We start from the raw sequence: 16,197 nt of genomic DNA, 5'->3' as shown, positions 1-16,197 counted from the left end.
GCATTTGGCAATGAGGGTCAGCATGATAACTGTATATATAAACAGTATCAGTGCGAGACGATGGCAGGACGAGGCAGCACCCACAATATCGAGCATCGTTTCAGCGGCCCGCTGGTCGAGGCTGTCGACGATGGCTGGGCCCAAACCGAGTGGGAGGCAGCATTTGCCGCCACTGCTCCCCGCACCGAGGTGAAGGAGATAACGGCACGCAGCATCATCAGCTACAACCGCTCACCGGATGTGCCCTTTGGTCGCTCCATCAACCCCTATCAGGGCTGCGAACATGGCTGCATCTACTGCTATGCCAGACCCAGTCACGCCTACCTGGAGCTATCTCCCGGCCTCGACTTCGAGACCAGGCTGTTTGCCAAGCTCAATGCCGCCGAGCTGTTGCGCCGGGAGTTTGCCAAGCCAACCTATCAGCCAGAGACCATAGTGCTCGGCGCCAATACCGACCCCTATCAGCCCATCGAGCATCACTATCGCCTCACCCGCGCCTTGCTGGAGGTGATGCTGGCCCACCGTCACCCGGTGGGCATCATCACCAAGAGCGCCATGATATTGCGCGACCTCGATCTGCTCGCCGAGCTGGCCCGGGAGGGTCTCTGCCAGGTGATGGTGTCGGTGACGACCTTGAATGAAACCCTGCGGCGACAGCTGGAGCCCAGAGCCAGCACAGGTTCGGGTCGGCTCAAGGTGGTCGAGAAGCTGGCACAGGCTGGTGTGCCGGTCGGCGTGCTGGCGGCCCCCATGATCCCGCGCCTCAACGAACCTGAGCTCGAGCAGATCATCAAGGCGGCGGCCGAGGCCGGTGCCCACTGCGCCGACTACATACTGCTGCGATTGCCCCACGAGCTGACCACCCTGTTCAGCGACTGGCTGGAGGAACACTACCCCGGCCAGAAGGAGGCCATCCTGAACCAGCTGCGGGCCAGTCGGGATGGCGGGCTCAACAGCCCCGCCTTTGGCACCCGCATGCAAGGTGAAGGCCAGTTTGCCGACTTGCTCGCCCAGCGCTTTCGGCTCATCAGCAAGCGCCTGGGCTTGGGCAAGCGCCATCTTCAGCTGCGGCGGGACGGCTTCATTCGCCCGGGCGAACAACTGCGGCTGTTCTGAGCGCCCCGACAGCGTCAACCGCGCTCACAACGCCTCCCCTTCGCCGGTACACCACAAACCATGCTGACGAGCAGGGCCTCACCCCCTTGGCCGAGGCGAGTGCGTGGCCTTGCCCTGGGCGATCAATTCGGCGGGCAGTCGTGCCGGCTCATGGGCCACTTCGTCCTCATGCTCCCCTGCCAGCGACGCTGGTTGATGTTCGCCCCATACCCGGCTCCACCAGATCTCCCACATTACCCAGCTAGTCATAAGGTGCTCCTGTTTGATGGCTGCGCGTCGCAGTCTGTTGAGTGCGACAGGGGCAAGCTTGGCCGCATCCCATGACAGGGGGATGACGCAGGCATGATGAATTGAGGACAAGGAAACAAGGAGGAGTGCAGTCATGCTCGCGGTGCGCGTGATCAGCGACGCGTGCGGCAACAGGATCAGGCTGACCCATCAGACTGGGGGCGCGCGGCCAGAGACAAACGGCAGCAACAAAAAGAGCGACCCTGGGGTCGCTCTTTTTCATGGAGGCAGACGCGCGATTATTCGTCGCTCGCTGCACCCTCTTCAGTGGACCCTGCATCGGCAGAGCCGGCATCTGGCGCGGTATCTGTGCCTTCGGACACCTCACCGTCAACGGCCACGATGTCGTTCTCTTCCTCGTCACTCTCGGCGATACGCTGCAGGCCGACCACTGTCTCGTCTTCACCGGTCCGGATCAGACGCACACCGCCGGTGTTACGGCCTATGACGCTCACCTCGGCGACGCGAGTACGGACCAGGGTGCCGCCATTGGTGATCAGCATGATCTGGTCGGTATCTTCGACCTGGATCGCATCGATCACCTTGCCGTTACGCTCGTCCACCTTGATGGAGCGAACGCCCTGGGTACCACGGCTCTTGGTCGGGTACTCGGTCAGCGCGGTACGCTTGCCGTAACCGTTCTCGGTCGCGGTCAGGATGGCACCCTCGCCACGGGGGACGATCAGGGAAACCACCTTGTCACCGTTGAGCAGGCGGATACCACGAACCCCACCGGCGGTACGGCCCATGGGACGTACGCCCTTGAAGGTACCCTTGCTTTCGGTGCCTTCGCCGTTGTCGCTGCCATCGTCGTCGTTGCCGGCGTCAATGACACTCTCGTCATCCCCGTCGACATCATCGCTGGCATCGGCATCGGCTGCATCGGCGCGGCCGCTGCCTTCATTGAAGCGAACCACCTTGCCCGCATCGGAGAACAGCATGATCTCGTTGCTGCCATCTGTGATATCCACCCCGATCAGCTCATCACCCTCTTTGAGGTTGATGGCACGAATGCCGGAGGAGAGCGGACGGCTGAACGCAGACAGGCTGGTTTTCTTCACGGTACCGTCGGCGGTGGCGAAGAAGACATACTTGTCGTCGGCATACTCTTTGACCGGCAGGATGGCGGTGATGCGCTCACCCTCTTCCAGCGGCAGCAAGTTGATGATCGGACGACCACGGGCGCCACGGGACGCCTCCGGCAGCTGATACACCTTGAGCCAGTAAACCTTGCCACGGGTGGAGAAGCACAGAATGGTGTCGTGGGTGTTGGCCACCAGCAGACGTTCCACAAAGTCCTCTTCCTTGATCCGGGTGGCCGACTTGCCACGACCACCGCGGCGCTGGGCCTCGTAGTCGGTCAGCGGCTGGTACTTCACATAACCCTGGTGAGACAGGGTCACGACCACGTCTTCCGGGGTGATCAGATCTTCGATGTTGATCTCGGCGCTGGAGGCGCTGATCTCGGTGCGACGCGCGTCGCCATACTGCTCGCGCACGGCCAGCAGCTCATCGCGGATCACTTCCATCAGCCGTTCCGGGCTTGCCAGGATGAACAGCAGCTCGGCGATCAGATCCAGCAGAGATTGGTACTCTTCCAGGATCTTCTCGTGCTCGAGGCCGGTCAGCTTGTGCAGACGCAGATCCAGGATGGCCTGGGCCTGCTGTTCGGTCAGGAAGTATTGACCTTCACGGATGCCGAACTCCGGCTCCAGCCACTCGGGGCGGGCCGCGTCGTCGCCTGCCTTTTCCAGCATGCCGGCCACGTTGCCGAGTTCCCAACCGCGGGCAACCAGCTTGGCCTTGGCGTCAGCCGGGGTATCGGAGTGACGGATCAGCTCTATGATGGGGTCTATGTTGGCCAGCGCCACCGCCAGACCTTCCAGGATGTGGGCCCGATCCCGCGCCTTGCGCAGTTCGAACACGGTCCGGCGGGTCACTACCTCACGGCGGTGCAGCAGGAACGCATCCAGAATGTCTTTAAGGTTCATCACCTTGGGCTGGTTGTTATCGAGCGCCACCATGTTGATGCCGAACGTGGTCTGCAGCTGGGTGTGCTTGTAGAGATTGTTCAGCACAATCTCGCCAGACTCGCCACGTTTGATCTCGATAACGATGCGCATGCCGTCCTTGTCGGACTCATCGCGCAGGGCACTGATGCCCTCGACTTTCTTCTCTTTGACCAGCTCGGCGATCTTCTCGATCAGCCGCGCCTTGTTCACCTGATAAGGCAGCTCGTGAACCAGAATGGTCTCGCGACCCGTCTTGTCGTCCACTTCCACTTCGGCCTTGGCGCGCACATAGACGGAGCCGCGACCGGTGCGGTAAGCCTGCACTATGCCGGCGCGACCGTTGATGATGGCGCCAGTGGGGAAATCAGGCCCTGTGATATAGGTCATCAACTCATCGATGGTGAGATCGCTATTTTCGATCAGCGCCAGACAGCCGTTGACTATCTCGGTGAGGTTGTGAGGAGGAATGTTGGTCGCCATGCCCACCGCGATACCGGATGAGCCGTTGACCAGCAGGTTGGGCACCTTGGTGGGCATGACAGCCGGGATCATCTCGGTACCGTCGTAGTTCGGTACCCAGTCCACTGTCTCTTTGTCCAGATCGGCCAGCAGCTCGTGGGAGATGCGGGCCATCCGCACTTCGGTGTAACGCATGGCGGCGGCGCTGTCGCCGTCGACCGAACCGAAGTTGCCCTGACCGTCGACCAGCATGTAGCGCATGGAGAAATCCTGCGCCAAGCGGACGATGGTGTCATACACGGCACTGTCGCCGTGAGGGTGGTATTTACCAATTACGTCACCGACCACACGGGCCGATTTTTTATAGGGCTTGTTCCAGTCGTTCCCCAACTCGTTCATAGCAAACAGAACGCGGCGGTGAACCGGTTTCAAGCCATCACGCACATCCGGCAGAGCTCGTCCTACGATCACGCTCATGGCGTAATCAAGATAGGAACTCTTGAGCTCTTCTTCGATGTTGATCGGCGTGATCTCTCTGGCCAGATCGCTCATAGAAAGCCTTAATCCCTAATTAGTTGTTCTTTGGCTTAAACAGCGCGCCATGGTAACACACTGAGCCAAATACCTTAAGCCACAAATCCGGGTAACAAGTCGGGCTGGTGTGACAAAGTGTGTCCGTTATAATGCCCGCCAGGACAATAGATTGCGCCCAAGTCTTGCTACCTGCGCGCCCTGCCACAGGATCATCAAAACATGAATAGTGATGCCAATGTCGATCTGACAGAAATCGCCAAATTTGAAGCCATCGCCTCCCGCTGGTGGGACATGGAGGGCGAATTCAAGCCACTGCATCAAATCAATCCGGTGCGCCTTGACTGGATCACCGACAAGAGCGGCGGCCTGTTTGGCAAGCACATCCTCGACATCGGCTGCGGGGGCGGCATTCTCTCCGAGAGCATGGCCCGGCGCGGTGCCCGCGTCACCGGCATCGACATGGGCAAGGAGCCCCTCGGCGTCGCCCGCCTGCACGCCCTCGAGCAGGGGGTGGAGCTCCAGTACCAGCAGATGACGGCGGAGGAGCACGCCGGCCAGGCCCCTGGCCAGTATGACGTGGTCACCTGCATGGAGATGCTGGAGCATGTGCCGGATCCGGCTTCTGTGCTGCGCGCCATCGCCACCCTGGTGCGCCCGGGCGGACGAGCGTTCGTCTCCACCATCAACCGCAACCCGAAAGCCTACCTGATGATGATCCTGGGGGCCGAATACCTGATGAAGATGGTCCCCAAGGGTACCCATGATCACAAGAAGTTCATCACCCCAGCCGAACTGTGTCGCATGGGTGAAGCGGCGGGCCTGCTGGTGCGGGACATGAGCGGCGTGCACTATTCGCCGCTGACCGGCCAGTTCAAGCTCGGCAAGAACGTCGACGTCAACTACATGGTGGAGTTCATCCGCCCGGAGCAAGGCTGATGAGCGACTCTCACCCGGCGCCGCTGCGCTGCGTGCTGTTCGATCTCGACGGCACATTGCTCGACACGGCTCCCGATCTGGGCGCCGCCGTCAACCATGTGCTGGTGAGCGAAGGCTTTGCCCCGCTCTCCGAGGCCATCATTCGCCAGACCACCTCCCACGGCGCGCTCGGGCTGCTCAGGGCCGGGCTTGGCGATGAGCTGCTCGAGGAGCTGGGCGCCACGCGCCTGCGCACCGCCCTGCTCGACTACTACGCCGCCCACCTGTGCGTCGGCACCCGCCCCTATGAGGGCATGGTGGATCTCATCGAGTGGCTGGACGAACGGGCCCTGCCCTGGGGCATAGTCACCAACAAGCCCGGCTTTCTGACCGAGCCGTTGCTGGCGGCCCTGCCCGAGCTTGCCAGTTGCGGCGTCACCGTCAGTGCCGATACCCTGCCGGTGCGCAAGCCAGACCCTGCCCCCATGTACTTTGCCTGCGAGCAACTGGGCGTCGACGCCGCCCATTGCCTCTACGTGGGGGATCACGTGCGTGACATAGAGGCCGGCCGCAATGCGGGCATGCGCACTGCCGTCGCGGGTTGGGGTTATCTGAGCGATGACGAGGATCCCGCCGACTGGGGCGCGGATCTGCACTTCGATACCGTGCAGGCTCTGCACCACTGGCTGCGTTACGAGGTAGCCTGACCCCATGATCCACCGGGTCACAGGCATTGATGGATCATAAAGGCAGCTTTGTTGCCAAACGGTGCCCATATGAACACCAACATATGGATGTTCGTGGGTACGCCAGGATGCGATGGGAGATCAGGAGTGATCTCCCGTTTTTGCCGTTTGACAACCGCTAACACACTGGGACAGGACACCTTTTGACCCTTGCTGCACAAGGGATAACCAGACTGAATTTGCTAGTAAAAACACCCCGTTTTCGCAAGCAAAAAAAGTTATTTAAATTTTCCATGTTCGATCATCAGACTTGCATTTACCGGATCGGACGCATGAAAACCCACTCACTGTGAGCATCCACTAACCTGGGTCGCGACACCCACAATTTATCCACAGCTAATGCCTTATCCACAGATTGCAAAGCCGGGTAGACCTCACTATCTTGTAGCTCGAACTTAAAATAACACTATATCTTGTGATTCATCGCACAATACGTCCCCACCTCCCGCAGCCGATCACGGCCAGGAGGTCAAGGCCGTGCGATGGTTTTTCGGGAATCAACTAAAGGTCATCAGCCAATGAACTTGTTTGTGACGAAGCGTAACGGCCACAAAGAACCCATCGATCTGGATAAAATTCACCGCGTGCTGGATTGGGCCGCCGAGGGACTCGACAACGTGTCTGTCTCCCAGGTGGAACTCAAGTCCCACATCCAGTTCTATGACGGCATCCGTACCGCCGATATCCACGAAACCGTCATCAAGGCCGCTGCTGACCTGATCTCCGAGCAAAGCCCGGATTACCAGTACATGGCCGCCCGTTTGGCCATCTTCCACCTGCGCAAGAAAGCCTACGGCCAGTTCGAGCCGCCCCACCTTTACCAGCACGTCGCCCGTCTGGTAGACATGGGCAAGTACGACAAGCACCTGCTGACCGACTACACCCAGGCCGAATTCGAGGAACTCAACGAGCACCTGGATCACTGGCGTGACATGGACTTCTCCTACGCCGCCGTCAAGCAGCTGGAAGGCAAGTACCTGGTGCAGAACCGCGTCACCGGCGAGATCTACGAGAGCCCGCAGTTCCTCTATATCCTGGTGGCGGCCTGCCTCTTCTCCAAGTATCCGAAAGATACCCGTCTGGACTACATCAAGCGTTTCTACGATGCGGTCTCGACCTTCAAGATCTCCCTGCCGACGCCTATCATGAGCGGCGTGCGCACCCCGACTCGCCAGTTCAGCTCCTGCGTGCTGATCGAGTGCGATGACAGCCTAGATTCCATCAATGCCACCGCCAGCGCCATCGTGCGCTACGTCTCCCAGCGCGCCGGCATCGGCATCAACGCCGGGCGCATCCGTGGTCTGGGCAGCCCCATTCGTGGCGGTGAAGCCTTCCACACCGGCTGCATCCCCTTCTACAAGTACTTCCAGACCGCGGTCAAGTGCTGCTCCCAGGGCGGCGTGCGCGGCGGTGCGGCCACCCTGTTCTACCCGCTGTGGCACACAGAAGTGGAAAGCCTGCTGGTCCTGAAAAACAACCGCGGCGTGGAAGAGAACCGGGTCCGTCACATGGACTACGGCGTTCAGATCAACAAGCTGATGTACCAGCGCCTGATCAAGGGCGGCGACATCACCCTGTTCTCCCCGTCCGATGCCCCCGGCCTGTACGACGCCTTCTTCGCGGATCAGGACAAGTTCGAGCAGCTCTACGTCAAGTACGAGCAGGATCCATCCATCCGCAAGAAGACCCTCAAGGCGGTCGATCTCTTCTCCCTGATGATGCAGGAGCGCGCCGGCACCGGTCGCATCTACATCCAGAACGTGGATCACTGCAACACCCACAGCCCGTTCGATCCGAGCGTGGCGCCGGTACGCCAGTCCAACCTCTGCCTCGAAATCGCGCTGCCGACCAAGCCGCTCAACAACGTGGATGACGAAGAGGGCGAGATTGCCCTGTGCACCCTGTCTGCCTTCAACCTGGGTGCCATCGAGAAGCTGGAAGATCTGGAAGAGATGGCGGATCTCGCCGTGCGCGCCCTGGATGCCCTGCTCGACTATCAGGACTACCCGCTCAAGGCCGCCCAGAAAGGCAGCATGAACCGTCGCACTTTGGGGATCGGCGTCATCAACTACGCCTACTACCTGGCCAAGAACGGCGCCCGTTATTCCGACGGTTCCGGTCTGGCGCTGACCCACCGCACCTTCGAGGCGATCCAGTTCTACCTGCTGAAAGCCTCCGTGCAGCTGGCCCGCGAGTTCGGCCCCTGCCCGGCCTTCAACGAGACCACCTATGCCCAGGGCATTCTGCCCATCGATACCTATAAAAAGGATCTCGACAACCTGTGCAACGAGCCGCTGCACCTGGACTGGGAAACCTTGCGTGAAGAGATAAAGACTGTGGGTCTGCGCAACTCCACCCTGACCGCCCTGATGCCGAGCGAGACCTCCAGCCAGATCTCCAACGCCACCAACGGCATAGAGCCGCCGCGCGGCCTGGTATCGGTCAAGGCCTCCAAGGACGGCATTCTCAAACAGGTGGTGCCCGAGTATCATCGCCTGAAAGATCAATACGAACTGCTCTGGAAGCAACCGAGCGTCGATGGCTATCTGCAGCTGGTCGGTATCATGCAGAAGTTTGTGGATCAGGCGATCTCCGCCAACACCAACTACGACCCCGCCCGTTTCGAAGGCAACAAGGTACCGATGAAGCAGTTGCTCAAGGATCTGCTGACCGCTTACAAATACGGCCTCAAGACCCTCTACTATCACAACACCCGTGATGGTGCGGATGACGCACAAGCCGATATGCTGGATGACGGTTGTGCCGGTGGCGCCTGCAAGATCTGATTAACCGGGCGGGAGCGACAAGCTCCCGCTCTCCTGTTTTATCCATTCAATACATTCTGGTAACCATGGCCTATTCAACTTTCTGCCAAACCCAAAACGACCAGCTCAAAGAGCCGATGTTTTTTGGCCAATCGGTCAATGTGGCCCGTTATGATCAACAAAAACACGAAGTCTTTGAACGGCTGATCGAGAAACAGCTCTCCTTCTTCTGGCGCCCGGAAGAGGTGGATGTCTCCCACGACCGCATCGACTATCAGGCGCTGCCGCCCCACGAGCAGCACATCTTCATCTCCAACCTGAAGTACCAGACCCTGCTGGATTCCATCCAGGGTCGCAGCCCGAACGTGGCGCTGCTGCCGCTGGTCTCCATCCCGGAGCTGGAGACCTGGATCGAGACCTGGGCCTTCTCGGAGACCATCCACTCTCGCTCCTACACCCACATCATTCGCAATATCGTCAACACCCCGGCCCAGGTGTTCGACGATATCGTGACCAACGAACAGATCTTGAAGCGCGCCGGCTCCATCAGCTGCTTCTACGACGATCTGATTGAAGCGACCGCGCTCTACAACCTGCACGGTGAAGGGACTCACAGCGTCGCCGGACAGATGCGCACCATCACACTGCGCGAGCTGAAGAAGAAGCTCTACCTGTGCCTGATGAGCGTCAATGCGCTGGAGGCGATCCGCTTCTACGTCAGCTTCGCCTGCTCCTTCGCCTTCGCCGAGCGCGAGCTGATGGAAGGCAACGCCAAGATCATCAAGATGATCGCCCGCGACGAAGCGCTGCACCTGACCGGCACCCAGCATATGCTGAACCTGATGCGCACCGGCCAGGACGACCCCGAGATGGCCGAGATTGCCGCCGAGTGCGAGCAGGCCTGCTTCGAGATCTTCAAGGAAGCCGCCATTCAGGAGAAGGAGTGGGCCGAGTACCTGTTCCAGGACGGCTCCATGATAGGCCTGAACAAGGACATCCTCTGCCAGTACGTGGAATACATCACCAACCTGCGCATGAACGCGGTCGGTCTGCAGCCAGCCTTTGCCGGCGCCAAGCAAAACCCGATCCCCTGGATCAACACCTGGCTATCGTCCGACAACGTGCAGGTCGCCCCCCAGGAAGTGGAAGTCAGCTCCTACCTGGTCGGCCAGATCGACAGTGAAGTGCACGCAGATGACTTGGGTGATTTCGAGCTGTGATGAGGCGATGTGCCCGTGCGGCGGTATTGCACCGTGAGTGATGGGACCAAGACGCTGGCCCCTGCCCCGCAGCCTGCAACACGGCAGGAGGCCCCACAGGCGCCGCTCGTGCATACCCGCGACGGCGCCCTGCTCGCCCATCCCGGCGAGAGCCTGCTGGAGACCCTGGAGCGCCACGGCCATCATCTGGAGTTCCAGTGCCGCAGCGGCTATTGCGGCGCCTGCCGCACGCCCTTGCTGGCAGGCTCGGTGCACTACCCCAATGTGCCGCTGGCATTCGTCTCCCCAGGGGAGTGCCTGCCCTGCTGCTGCAAACCGGTCGGTGCCATCCGGCTGGACATCAAGAAAGGCTGACGCAGCAAGCACCACACACTTCGCCAAACAAAAAGCCGCCGGATTGCTCCGGCGGCTTTTTTATCGCTCGTCTTTTTATCGCTCGTCTCTGGCTTGGGGCCCTGACCCGTCAGAGCCCCTTGATTGACTTCAAAGCCAGGGCGCTGCGGTCGGTCCCTGGTGCAGGCCCAGCTTCCAGACCCGACCAAAGTGCTTGTAGTGACCGGCGGCCACGCCAGCCTTCTCACCCATGCCATGGTAGAGATCCAGGTGCCCCTTCTTCACGGCGCCCCCCACATCCAGCGCGATCAAGAGCCGCAGCTGGTGTTTGCCGGTCCAGTTGCCCGCCTTGTCGAGCAGGGGCACTTCCGCCAGGATGGGGGTGCCCATCGGCAGCAGTGTCTTGTCTGCCGCCACGGCCGCCAGCGGCAGCAACGGAATGCCGGCGGCGCCGATCACGTCATTGGTGGGGCGACGCTCGAAGAAGACATAGGAGGGATTCTGCTCCACCAGCTCCTTGACGCTCTCCTCCGGTTTGCTATTGGCCCAATCCTTGATGGCCTTCATGGACATCTGCTCCTTGGGCACTTCGCCGCGATCGATCAGCACACGGCCGATACTCACGTAGCCGTGACCGTTCTTGCCGCTGTAACCCAGGTATTGCAGCCGATCGTCATCCCCGTAGTGGACAAAGCCCGAGCCCTGTACGTCCATCAGGAAGTTGTCGATGAGTGATTTGCTGTAACCCAGCTCCAGCCCCCGGTTGGCCAGCGCCCCCTGGTGGATCTCGGCCCGGCTCGGGCAGCGGCCACCGCACTTGGGCATGGCATAGATGGGGTACTTGTACTTGGCATCCGGGCGATGACGCACCTCCAGTACCGGCGAGTAGTAACCGGTAAACAGCACGTTGCCCATGCGATCGGCACCGCCCAGCTGGGCCAGGCTGATGCCGTACCGGGTGATCTGGGCCGGGTTGCCGCCATTGGCGACCCAGCGGGAGAGCTGGCGATAGAGCTCGCCATAGCGGCGGGTCATCTTGCCGGAGCGCTCCAGCACCAGCCGGCTCTGGGGACCAAACTTGCTGTAGTCGGCGCGCTGGCGGCTGTTGACGCGTTCTACCCGCACCAGATCATCCGGCAGGGGGCCGTCCAGATACTGCTTGCCCAGATTCTCCGGCACCTCGCAGTTGAGAAAACATCTGGCCTCGGGTTTCTTCTTGGGCACCTGTGCTTGATCAGAGTTGCCCGCACAACCGGCCAGCCCAAGCACTGCGGCGGTCAGCCAGTACGCGTGTTTATTCATATGTCCTCATATAACACCAAGCCTCATGCTTGGCGGGGAAGATGCCAAATTTGCAGGGGGAAAGCAAACGCCATCAGCCCCCTGGCAGTGGATTTCTCCAAAGGGGATCTTCTGGGTTATAACAAGGTAACAAGGTGTGAGAGGCCATGGATGGAACAGCTCGAGATCTTCCCGCTGCAGAGCCCCTGCATAGGGGTATGCGAAGTGAACAACAAGGGCTACTGCAAGGGCTGCCTGCGCAATCGGGAGGAGCGCTTCAACTGGCTCACCATGACCCCCGCCGAGCAGCAGGAGGTGATGCGCCTGTGCCGCAACCGCAAGGCCCGGGTCGACGCCGCCCGCCGCAAGGCGCAAGAAGCCATCCAGGCCAGTGAGCAAGCGCAGGCCGGCTGGGATTTTTGAATCCCCCTATCACCCCCCTCTTTTATCCCTTTCTCATCAGCCATAAAAAAAGCGGCCCGCAGGCCGCCTTGTCACTCATGGTTGTGAGCTTGTCACGCCGTTGCCAGCTTGGCCTGCGCTTCGCCGCGCTTGAGCATGGCGTAGCCAACCCCGGTCACCAGGGAGCCTGCCGCTATGGCCAGTATGTACATGAACACATGGCTGATGGCATTCGGGATGAAGAGCACGAACAGACCACCGTGAGGGGCAACCAGCTCGCAGCCGAACAGCATGGAGAGAGCCCCCGTCAGGGCGCCCCCCGCCATGCAGGCCGGGATGACGCGCATCGGATCCTTGGCGGCAAACGGAATCGCCCCCTCGGAGATGAAGCACAGACCCAGCACGAAGGAGGCCTTGCCAGCTTCCTGCTCAGCCTTGATGAACTTGGCGCGGGCCAGGAAGGTGGCGATCCCCATTCCCAGTGCCGGCACCATGCCGGCGGCCATCACGGCAGCCATGGGAGCGTAGGTTTTGGAGGCCAGCAGGCCTACCCCGAAGGCGTAAGCGGCCTTGTTGACCGGGCCACCCATGTCGAAGCACATCATGGCACCGATAATGACCCCCAGCAGCACGGCGTTGGCAGAGCCCATGTTGTTGAGGAAGGTGGTCATGGCACTCATGATGCCCGCCACCGGACCGCCCACCACGTAGATCATCACCAGACCGGTAAACAGGCTGGCAACCAGCGGAATGATGAGGATGGGCTTGAGCGCTTCCAGGGTCACCGGCAGGCGCACCTTGTCACTCAGGTACTTGGCAGAGTAACCGGCCAGGAAACCGGCGACGATACCGCCGAGGAAGCCGGCGCCAAGAGAACTTGCCAGCATACCGCCTATCATGCCGGGCGCCAGACCCGGACGGTCGGCGATGGAGTAGGCAATGTAACCGGCCAGTACCGGGATCATCAGGGCGAAGGCCGAGCCACCGCCAATCTTCATTAGAGCGGCAGCTAGGGTCCCTTCAACCTTGAACGCCTCGATCCCGAAGATGAAGGAGATGGCGATGATGAGGCCACCGGCCACCACCATGGGCAGCATGAAGGAGACACCGGTCAGCAGGTGCTTGTAAGGGCCTGCCTTCTCCTCTTTCTTCGGCTGGCTGGCGCCGCTGTGACGATAGGTTTTCGCCTCGTTCCATGCCTTGTCGAGCTCGGCACGGGTCTTCTTGAGCGCAGCGCCCGTGCTGGTGCGATAGACGGGCTTGCCATCGAAGCGGGCCATGTCCACTTCGATGTCGGTGGCGAGGAACACCAGATCGGCGGCGGCAATCTCATCCGCGGTCAGGGCATTCTGGGCACCGACCGAGCCTTGGGTCTCGACGCGGATCTGGTGGCCCAGCTGCTTGGCCATGGTCTCGAGCGCTTCCGCCGACATGAAGGTGTGTGCCACCCCGGTCGGACAGGCGGTGACGGCAACGATGCGCTTGGCACCCGCCGGTTTGGCGGCGACGACCGGCGCCGCCTGATGACGATAGACGCTGGCACCGCTGGTGGCGGCGTCAAGCACGGCGGCCGGATCCTGCAGCGCCAGATCCATGCTCCCCTGATAGACCCGCTTGCCGTCATAGGCGGCGAGATCCACCGGGGAGCTTGCTACCACCAGCACCAGGTCTGCGGCGGCAATCTGCTCCTTGCTCGGCACCTGACGAGGTTGCACGCTGGAGCCGACATCGAGGGTGAGCTCCCAGCCCGCCAGTTTGGCCTGCTGTTCTATCCGTTTTGCAGCGAGAAAGCTGGTGGCAATGCCCGCCGGGCAAGCCGTAACCAGAATTGCTTTCATTGGGCATCTCCTGAGTTTTCCATTGAGGGGGTATTGAGTCGGGTCGGGGCAAGGTCATCCAGACGTTGCACACGCACCTGCTCGAGTAAGGGTGTCAGCACATCGATATCACTAAAACCGACCGCGATCTGACTGACCGCCAGCGCCGAGACGGCGGTGGCCAGACGCAGGGTCTGCTCCGGCGCCCAGCCGAGGCTAAGGCCGTGGGCCAGTCCCGCCACCAGGGAGTCGCCGGCACCGACTGTGCTGACGACCTGCATCCGCGGCGGTATGGCCTGCCAGACGGCATCCGGACCAAACCAGACCAGGCCGTCGGCGCCGTTGGAGATCACCACATGGGCTATCCCCTGGGCCTGCAACGCGCGGGCACACTCGGCCTGCTCGCTCAGGGTCTTGATGGGACGACCGGCCCACTGCTCAAGCTCTTCCAGATTGGGTTTGATCAGGGTCGGCACGGCCTTGATGCCTTCGCTCAGGGCCAAGCCGCTGCAATCGAAGATTACCTGCTTGCCCTTGGCCTTGAGCAGGCGAATGAGGCGGGCACAGTAATCGGGGGCAACCCCCTTGGGCAGACTGCCGGCCAGCACAAACCAGTCGGCCTGCGGCGCCAGCTCGTCGATAGCCGCCTCAAGGGCCGCCACTTCACCCTCATGGATGGTGAGCCCAGGCAGGTTGAGATCCGTGACCCGGCCCGATTGCTCGGAGATCTTGACGTTGATGCGGGTGCTGCCCGCCACGCGCACGAAGTGATCGGCCAGGGCCCGCTCGACAAACAGGGTGACGAAGCTCTGCTGGTTGTCCGCGCCGAGCCAACCGGTCAGTCCCACGTCACGGCCCAAGTCTTTGAGCACCATGGCGACGTTGATCCCCTTGCCCGCGGCGCGCAAATTGGCGTCGCTCACCAGATTCACCTCGCCCAGGGTCATGGCCTCGAGGCGGGCGGTGAGATCCAGCGCTGGGTTGAGGGTGATGGTCACTATGTCCATCAGTGCGCCCCCTCGCCCAGCCCGGCAGCGATGGCCGCGCCTATGCCCTTGAGGGCCGCTTCGGCATCCGCCCCTTCGGCGCGAAACGCCAGGCGATGGCCGCACTTGACGCCCAGGCCAATCACCTTCATCAGGCTCTTGGCGGAGACGGCTTCACCGCTGCCATCCAGATTCGCCACCCGGATGTCGGACTCGAACTCCTTGGCCACCTTGACCAGCATGGCGCCCGGACGGGCATGCAGGCCATGGGGGTTGATGATGGTGAAGGTCTCGGAAAGACCGCTCGCCGGCCCTGCCTGCAGCATGGCCAGCCCTTCGCTGCCAGTCAGGGTGGCAAGCTGGCCTGCGGCGGCCAGTTTGGCCAGATTCTCCAGCTGCGGCAGATGACTCGCATCGGCGGCGCACAGCAGCAGCAGGGCGCTGACCGGTTGATCCCCTGCACTCAGCGCGCTGCTCGGGGTCGCCACGACCCAGCCGGTCTGGGCCGCGGGTGTACGGGCCAGCCAGACGCCATCGCCCAGATAGGCGGGCTCGCTTGCCAGCAGGGAAGTGACCATGGCGGCCTCCCCCCAACCGGCGGATTTGGCGCGGGCGGCGGCGCCCAGCAGCAGCTGGTCGCGATCATCGGCCGGGAAGTCGGCCAGGGTCAGGAACTGCACCTCTTTCGGAGCCGTTGCCCCGGTCAGGATATTGATGATGGTGTCGGCATCGGTGGCATTTTTAAGGGCCTCGGCCGCCTGCTCGTCGCCCAGCACGTGGGTGAGCTGGCGCAAGATGCCCAGATGCTCATCGGATTTGGCGGCGATGCCGATGGCCACATAGGCAATCTGCCCCTGGTCCCACTCGATGCCCTGAGGGAATTGGGCCACCATGACGCCGGTGCTTTTCACCAGATGACGGGTGTCCGTGGTGCCGTGGGGAATGGCGATGCCGCTGCCGAGGTAGGTGGCGTGCTGCGCTTCCCGCGCCAGCATGCCGTCCACATAACCTGCTTCCACCAGACCGGCTTCGGTCAGTTTGTCTGCCAGCAGGGCGATGGCATCCGCCTTGGTCGCCACCGATTGCCCCAGCAAGATCTGCTGCTGCGCCAACTTCAACATAGAGATTCTCCATCAGGTTCCGGGCTGGCCGTACGGCTCGCCGGATCAACACCATTAAAAAATGTGGATCATTCGCCTGCTGACAATAGACCGGATTGCATCCCTTCGGGAGCCGCCGGGGTTTTCATCCCCGGTCATCGATTGTCTGCTGACAAGCTGAATCGTTTCACTTACACTCAGACTGAATCGTTTCAGCCAATTG

13 protein-coding genes are annotated in these 16,197 nt (G+C 61.4%); 7 read left to right on the top strand and 6 right to left on the bottom strand.

Annotated elements, in window-relative coordinates:
• Positions 1–60 precede the first annotated feature (60 nt).
• Positions 61–1,116 carry a PA0069 family radical SAM protein gene (locus tag ACM3N8_RS00265; RefSeq protein ID WP_290018073.1) on the top strand — a complete coding sequence of 352 codons (1,056 nt, stop codon included), beginning with the start codon at positions 61–63 and terminating at the stop codon, positions 1,114–1,116.
• Positions 1,117–1,194: 78 nt separating this feature from the next.
• Here the strand turns inward: ACM3N8_RS00265 and ACM3N8_RS00260 are convergent, their stop codons facing one another.
• Positions 1,195–1,365: a hypothetical protein gene (locus ACM3N8_RS00260; protein ID WP_167336105.1), complete on the bottom strand. Its 171-nt coding sequence runs from the start codon at positions 1,363–1,365 to the stop codon at positions 1,195–1,197.
• Positions 1,366–1,643: 278 nt separating this feature from the next.
• Positions 1,644–4,427, bottom strand: coding sequence for a DNA topoisomerase (ATP-hydrolyzing) subunit A (gene gyrA / locus ACM3N8_RS00255; RefSeq protein ID WP_290018070.1), 2,784 nt, complete (start codon positions 4,425–4,427; stop codon positions 1,644–1,646).
• A gap of 201 nt (positions 4,428–4,628) precedes the next feature.
• Here gyrA and ubiG point away from each other — a divergent pair, with 201 nt between their 5' ends.
• The 5 genes from ubiG (at position 4,629) to yfaE (ending at position 10,409) form a co-directional block, all read left to right on the top strand.
• Positions 4,629–5,345 carry a bifunctional 2-polyprenyl-6-hydroxyphenol methylase/3-demethylubiquinol 3-O-methyltransferase UbiG gene (gene ubiG, locus ACM3N8_RS00250; RefSeq protein WP_098984011.1) on the top strand — a complete coding sequence of 239 codons (717 nt, stop codon included), beginning with the start codon at positions 4,629–4,631 and terminating at the stop codon, positions 5,343–5,345.
• Complete coding sequence (locus tag ACM3N8_RS00245) at positions 5,345–6,031, top strand: HAD family hydrolase (RefSeq protein ID WP_290018069.1); 687 nt, start codon at positions 5,345–5,347, stop codon at positions 6,029–6,031. Before ubiG ends, ACM3N8_RS00245 begins: the two co-directional genes overlap by 1 nt.
• A 557-nt stretch (positions 6,032–6,588) precedes the next feature.
• Positions 6,589–8,856: a class 1a ribonucleoside-diphosphate reductase subunit alpha gene (gene nrdA / locus ACM3N8_RS00240; RefSeq protein WP_043135398.1), complete on the top strand. Its 2,268-nt coding sequence runs from the start codon at positions 6,589–6,591 to the stop codon at positions 8,854–8,856.
• A 65-nt stretch (positions 8,857–8,921) separates the two neighbouring features.
• Positions 8,922–10,055: a class Ia ribonucleoside-diphosphate reductase subunit beta gene (gene nrdB / locus ACM3N8_RS00235; RefSeq protein WP_043135401.1), complete on the top strand. Its 1,134-nt coding sequence runs from the start codon at positions 8,922–8,924 to the stop codon at positions 10,053–10,055.
• A 33-nt stretch (positions 10,056–10,088) separates the two neighbouring features.
• Positions 10,089–10,409 carry a class I ribonucleotide reductase maintenance protein YfaE gene (yfaE, locus tag ACM3N8_RS00230; RefSeq protein WP_172955342.1) on the top strand — a complete coding sequence of 107 codons (321 nt, stop codon included), beginning with the start codon at positions 10,089–10,091 and terminating at the stop codon, positions 10,407–10,409.
• A 129-nt stretch (positions 10,410–10,538) separates the two neighbouring features.
• Here yfaE and mltA read toward each other — a convergent pair whose 3' ends face one another.
• Entirely contained in the window at positions 10,539–11,690 is a 1,152-nt protein-coding gene (mltA, locus tag ACM3N8_RS00225; protein WP_098984008.1) for a murein transglycosylase A, read from the bottom strand.
• A 150-nt stretch (positions 11,691–11,840) separates the two neighbouring features.
• Between mltA and ACM3N8_RS00220 the strand changes: the two genes are divergently transcribed.
• Complete coding sequence (locus tag ACM3N8_RS00220) at positions 11,841–12,092, top strand: DUF1289 domain-containing protein (protein ID WP_098984007.1); 252 nt, start codon at positions 11,841–11,843, stop codon at positions 12,090–12,092.
• Positions 12,093–12,184: 92 nt separating this feature from the next.
• On the opposite strand, the gene fruA is transcribed toward ACM3N8_RS00220, so the two are convergent.
• The 3 genes from fruA to fruB are packed head-to-tail and all read right to left on the bottom strand — an operon-like array spanning position 12,185 to position 15,995.
• Positions 12,185–13,909 (bottom strand): PTS fructose transporter subunit IIBC, encoded by a 1,725-nt coding sequence (gene fruA / locus ACM3N8_RS00215; RefSeq protein WP_290018068.1) that lies wholly within the window; start codon positions 13,907–13,909, stop codon positions 12,185–12,187.
• Positions 13,906–14,895: a 1-phosphofructokinase gene (gene pfkB / locus ACM3N8_RS00210; protein WP_290018067.1), complete on the bottom strand. Its 990-nt coding sequence runs from the start codon at positions 14,893–14,895 to the stop codon at positions 13,906–13,908. The genes fruA and pfkB overlap by 4 nt, the downstream gene beginning before the upstream one ends.
• Positions 14,895–15,995: a fused PTS fructose transporter subunit IIA/HPr protein gene (gene fruB, locus ACM3N8_RS00205; protein ID WP_290018065.1), complete on the bottom strand. Its 1,101-nt coding sequence runs from the start codon at positions 15,993–15,995 to the stop codon at positions 14,895–14,897. Before fruB ends, pfkB begins: the two co-directional genes overlap by 1 nt.
• Positions 15,996–16,197 lie beyond the last annotated feature (202 nt).

Source organism: Aeromonas sp. A04 (assembly GCF_047780465.1).
Taxonomy (GTDB): Bacteria; Pseudomonadota; Gammaproteobacteria; order Enterobacterales; family Aeromonadaceae; genus Aeromonas; species Aeromonas bestiarum.
The sequence above is the reverse complement of the archived record's forward strand: the minus strand, read 5'-3'. Positions and strand labels throughout refer to the sequence as shown.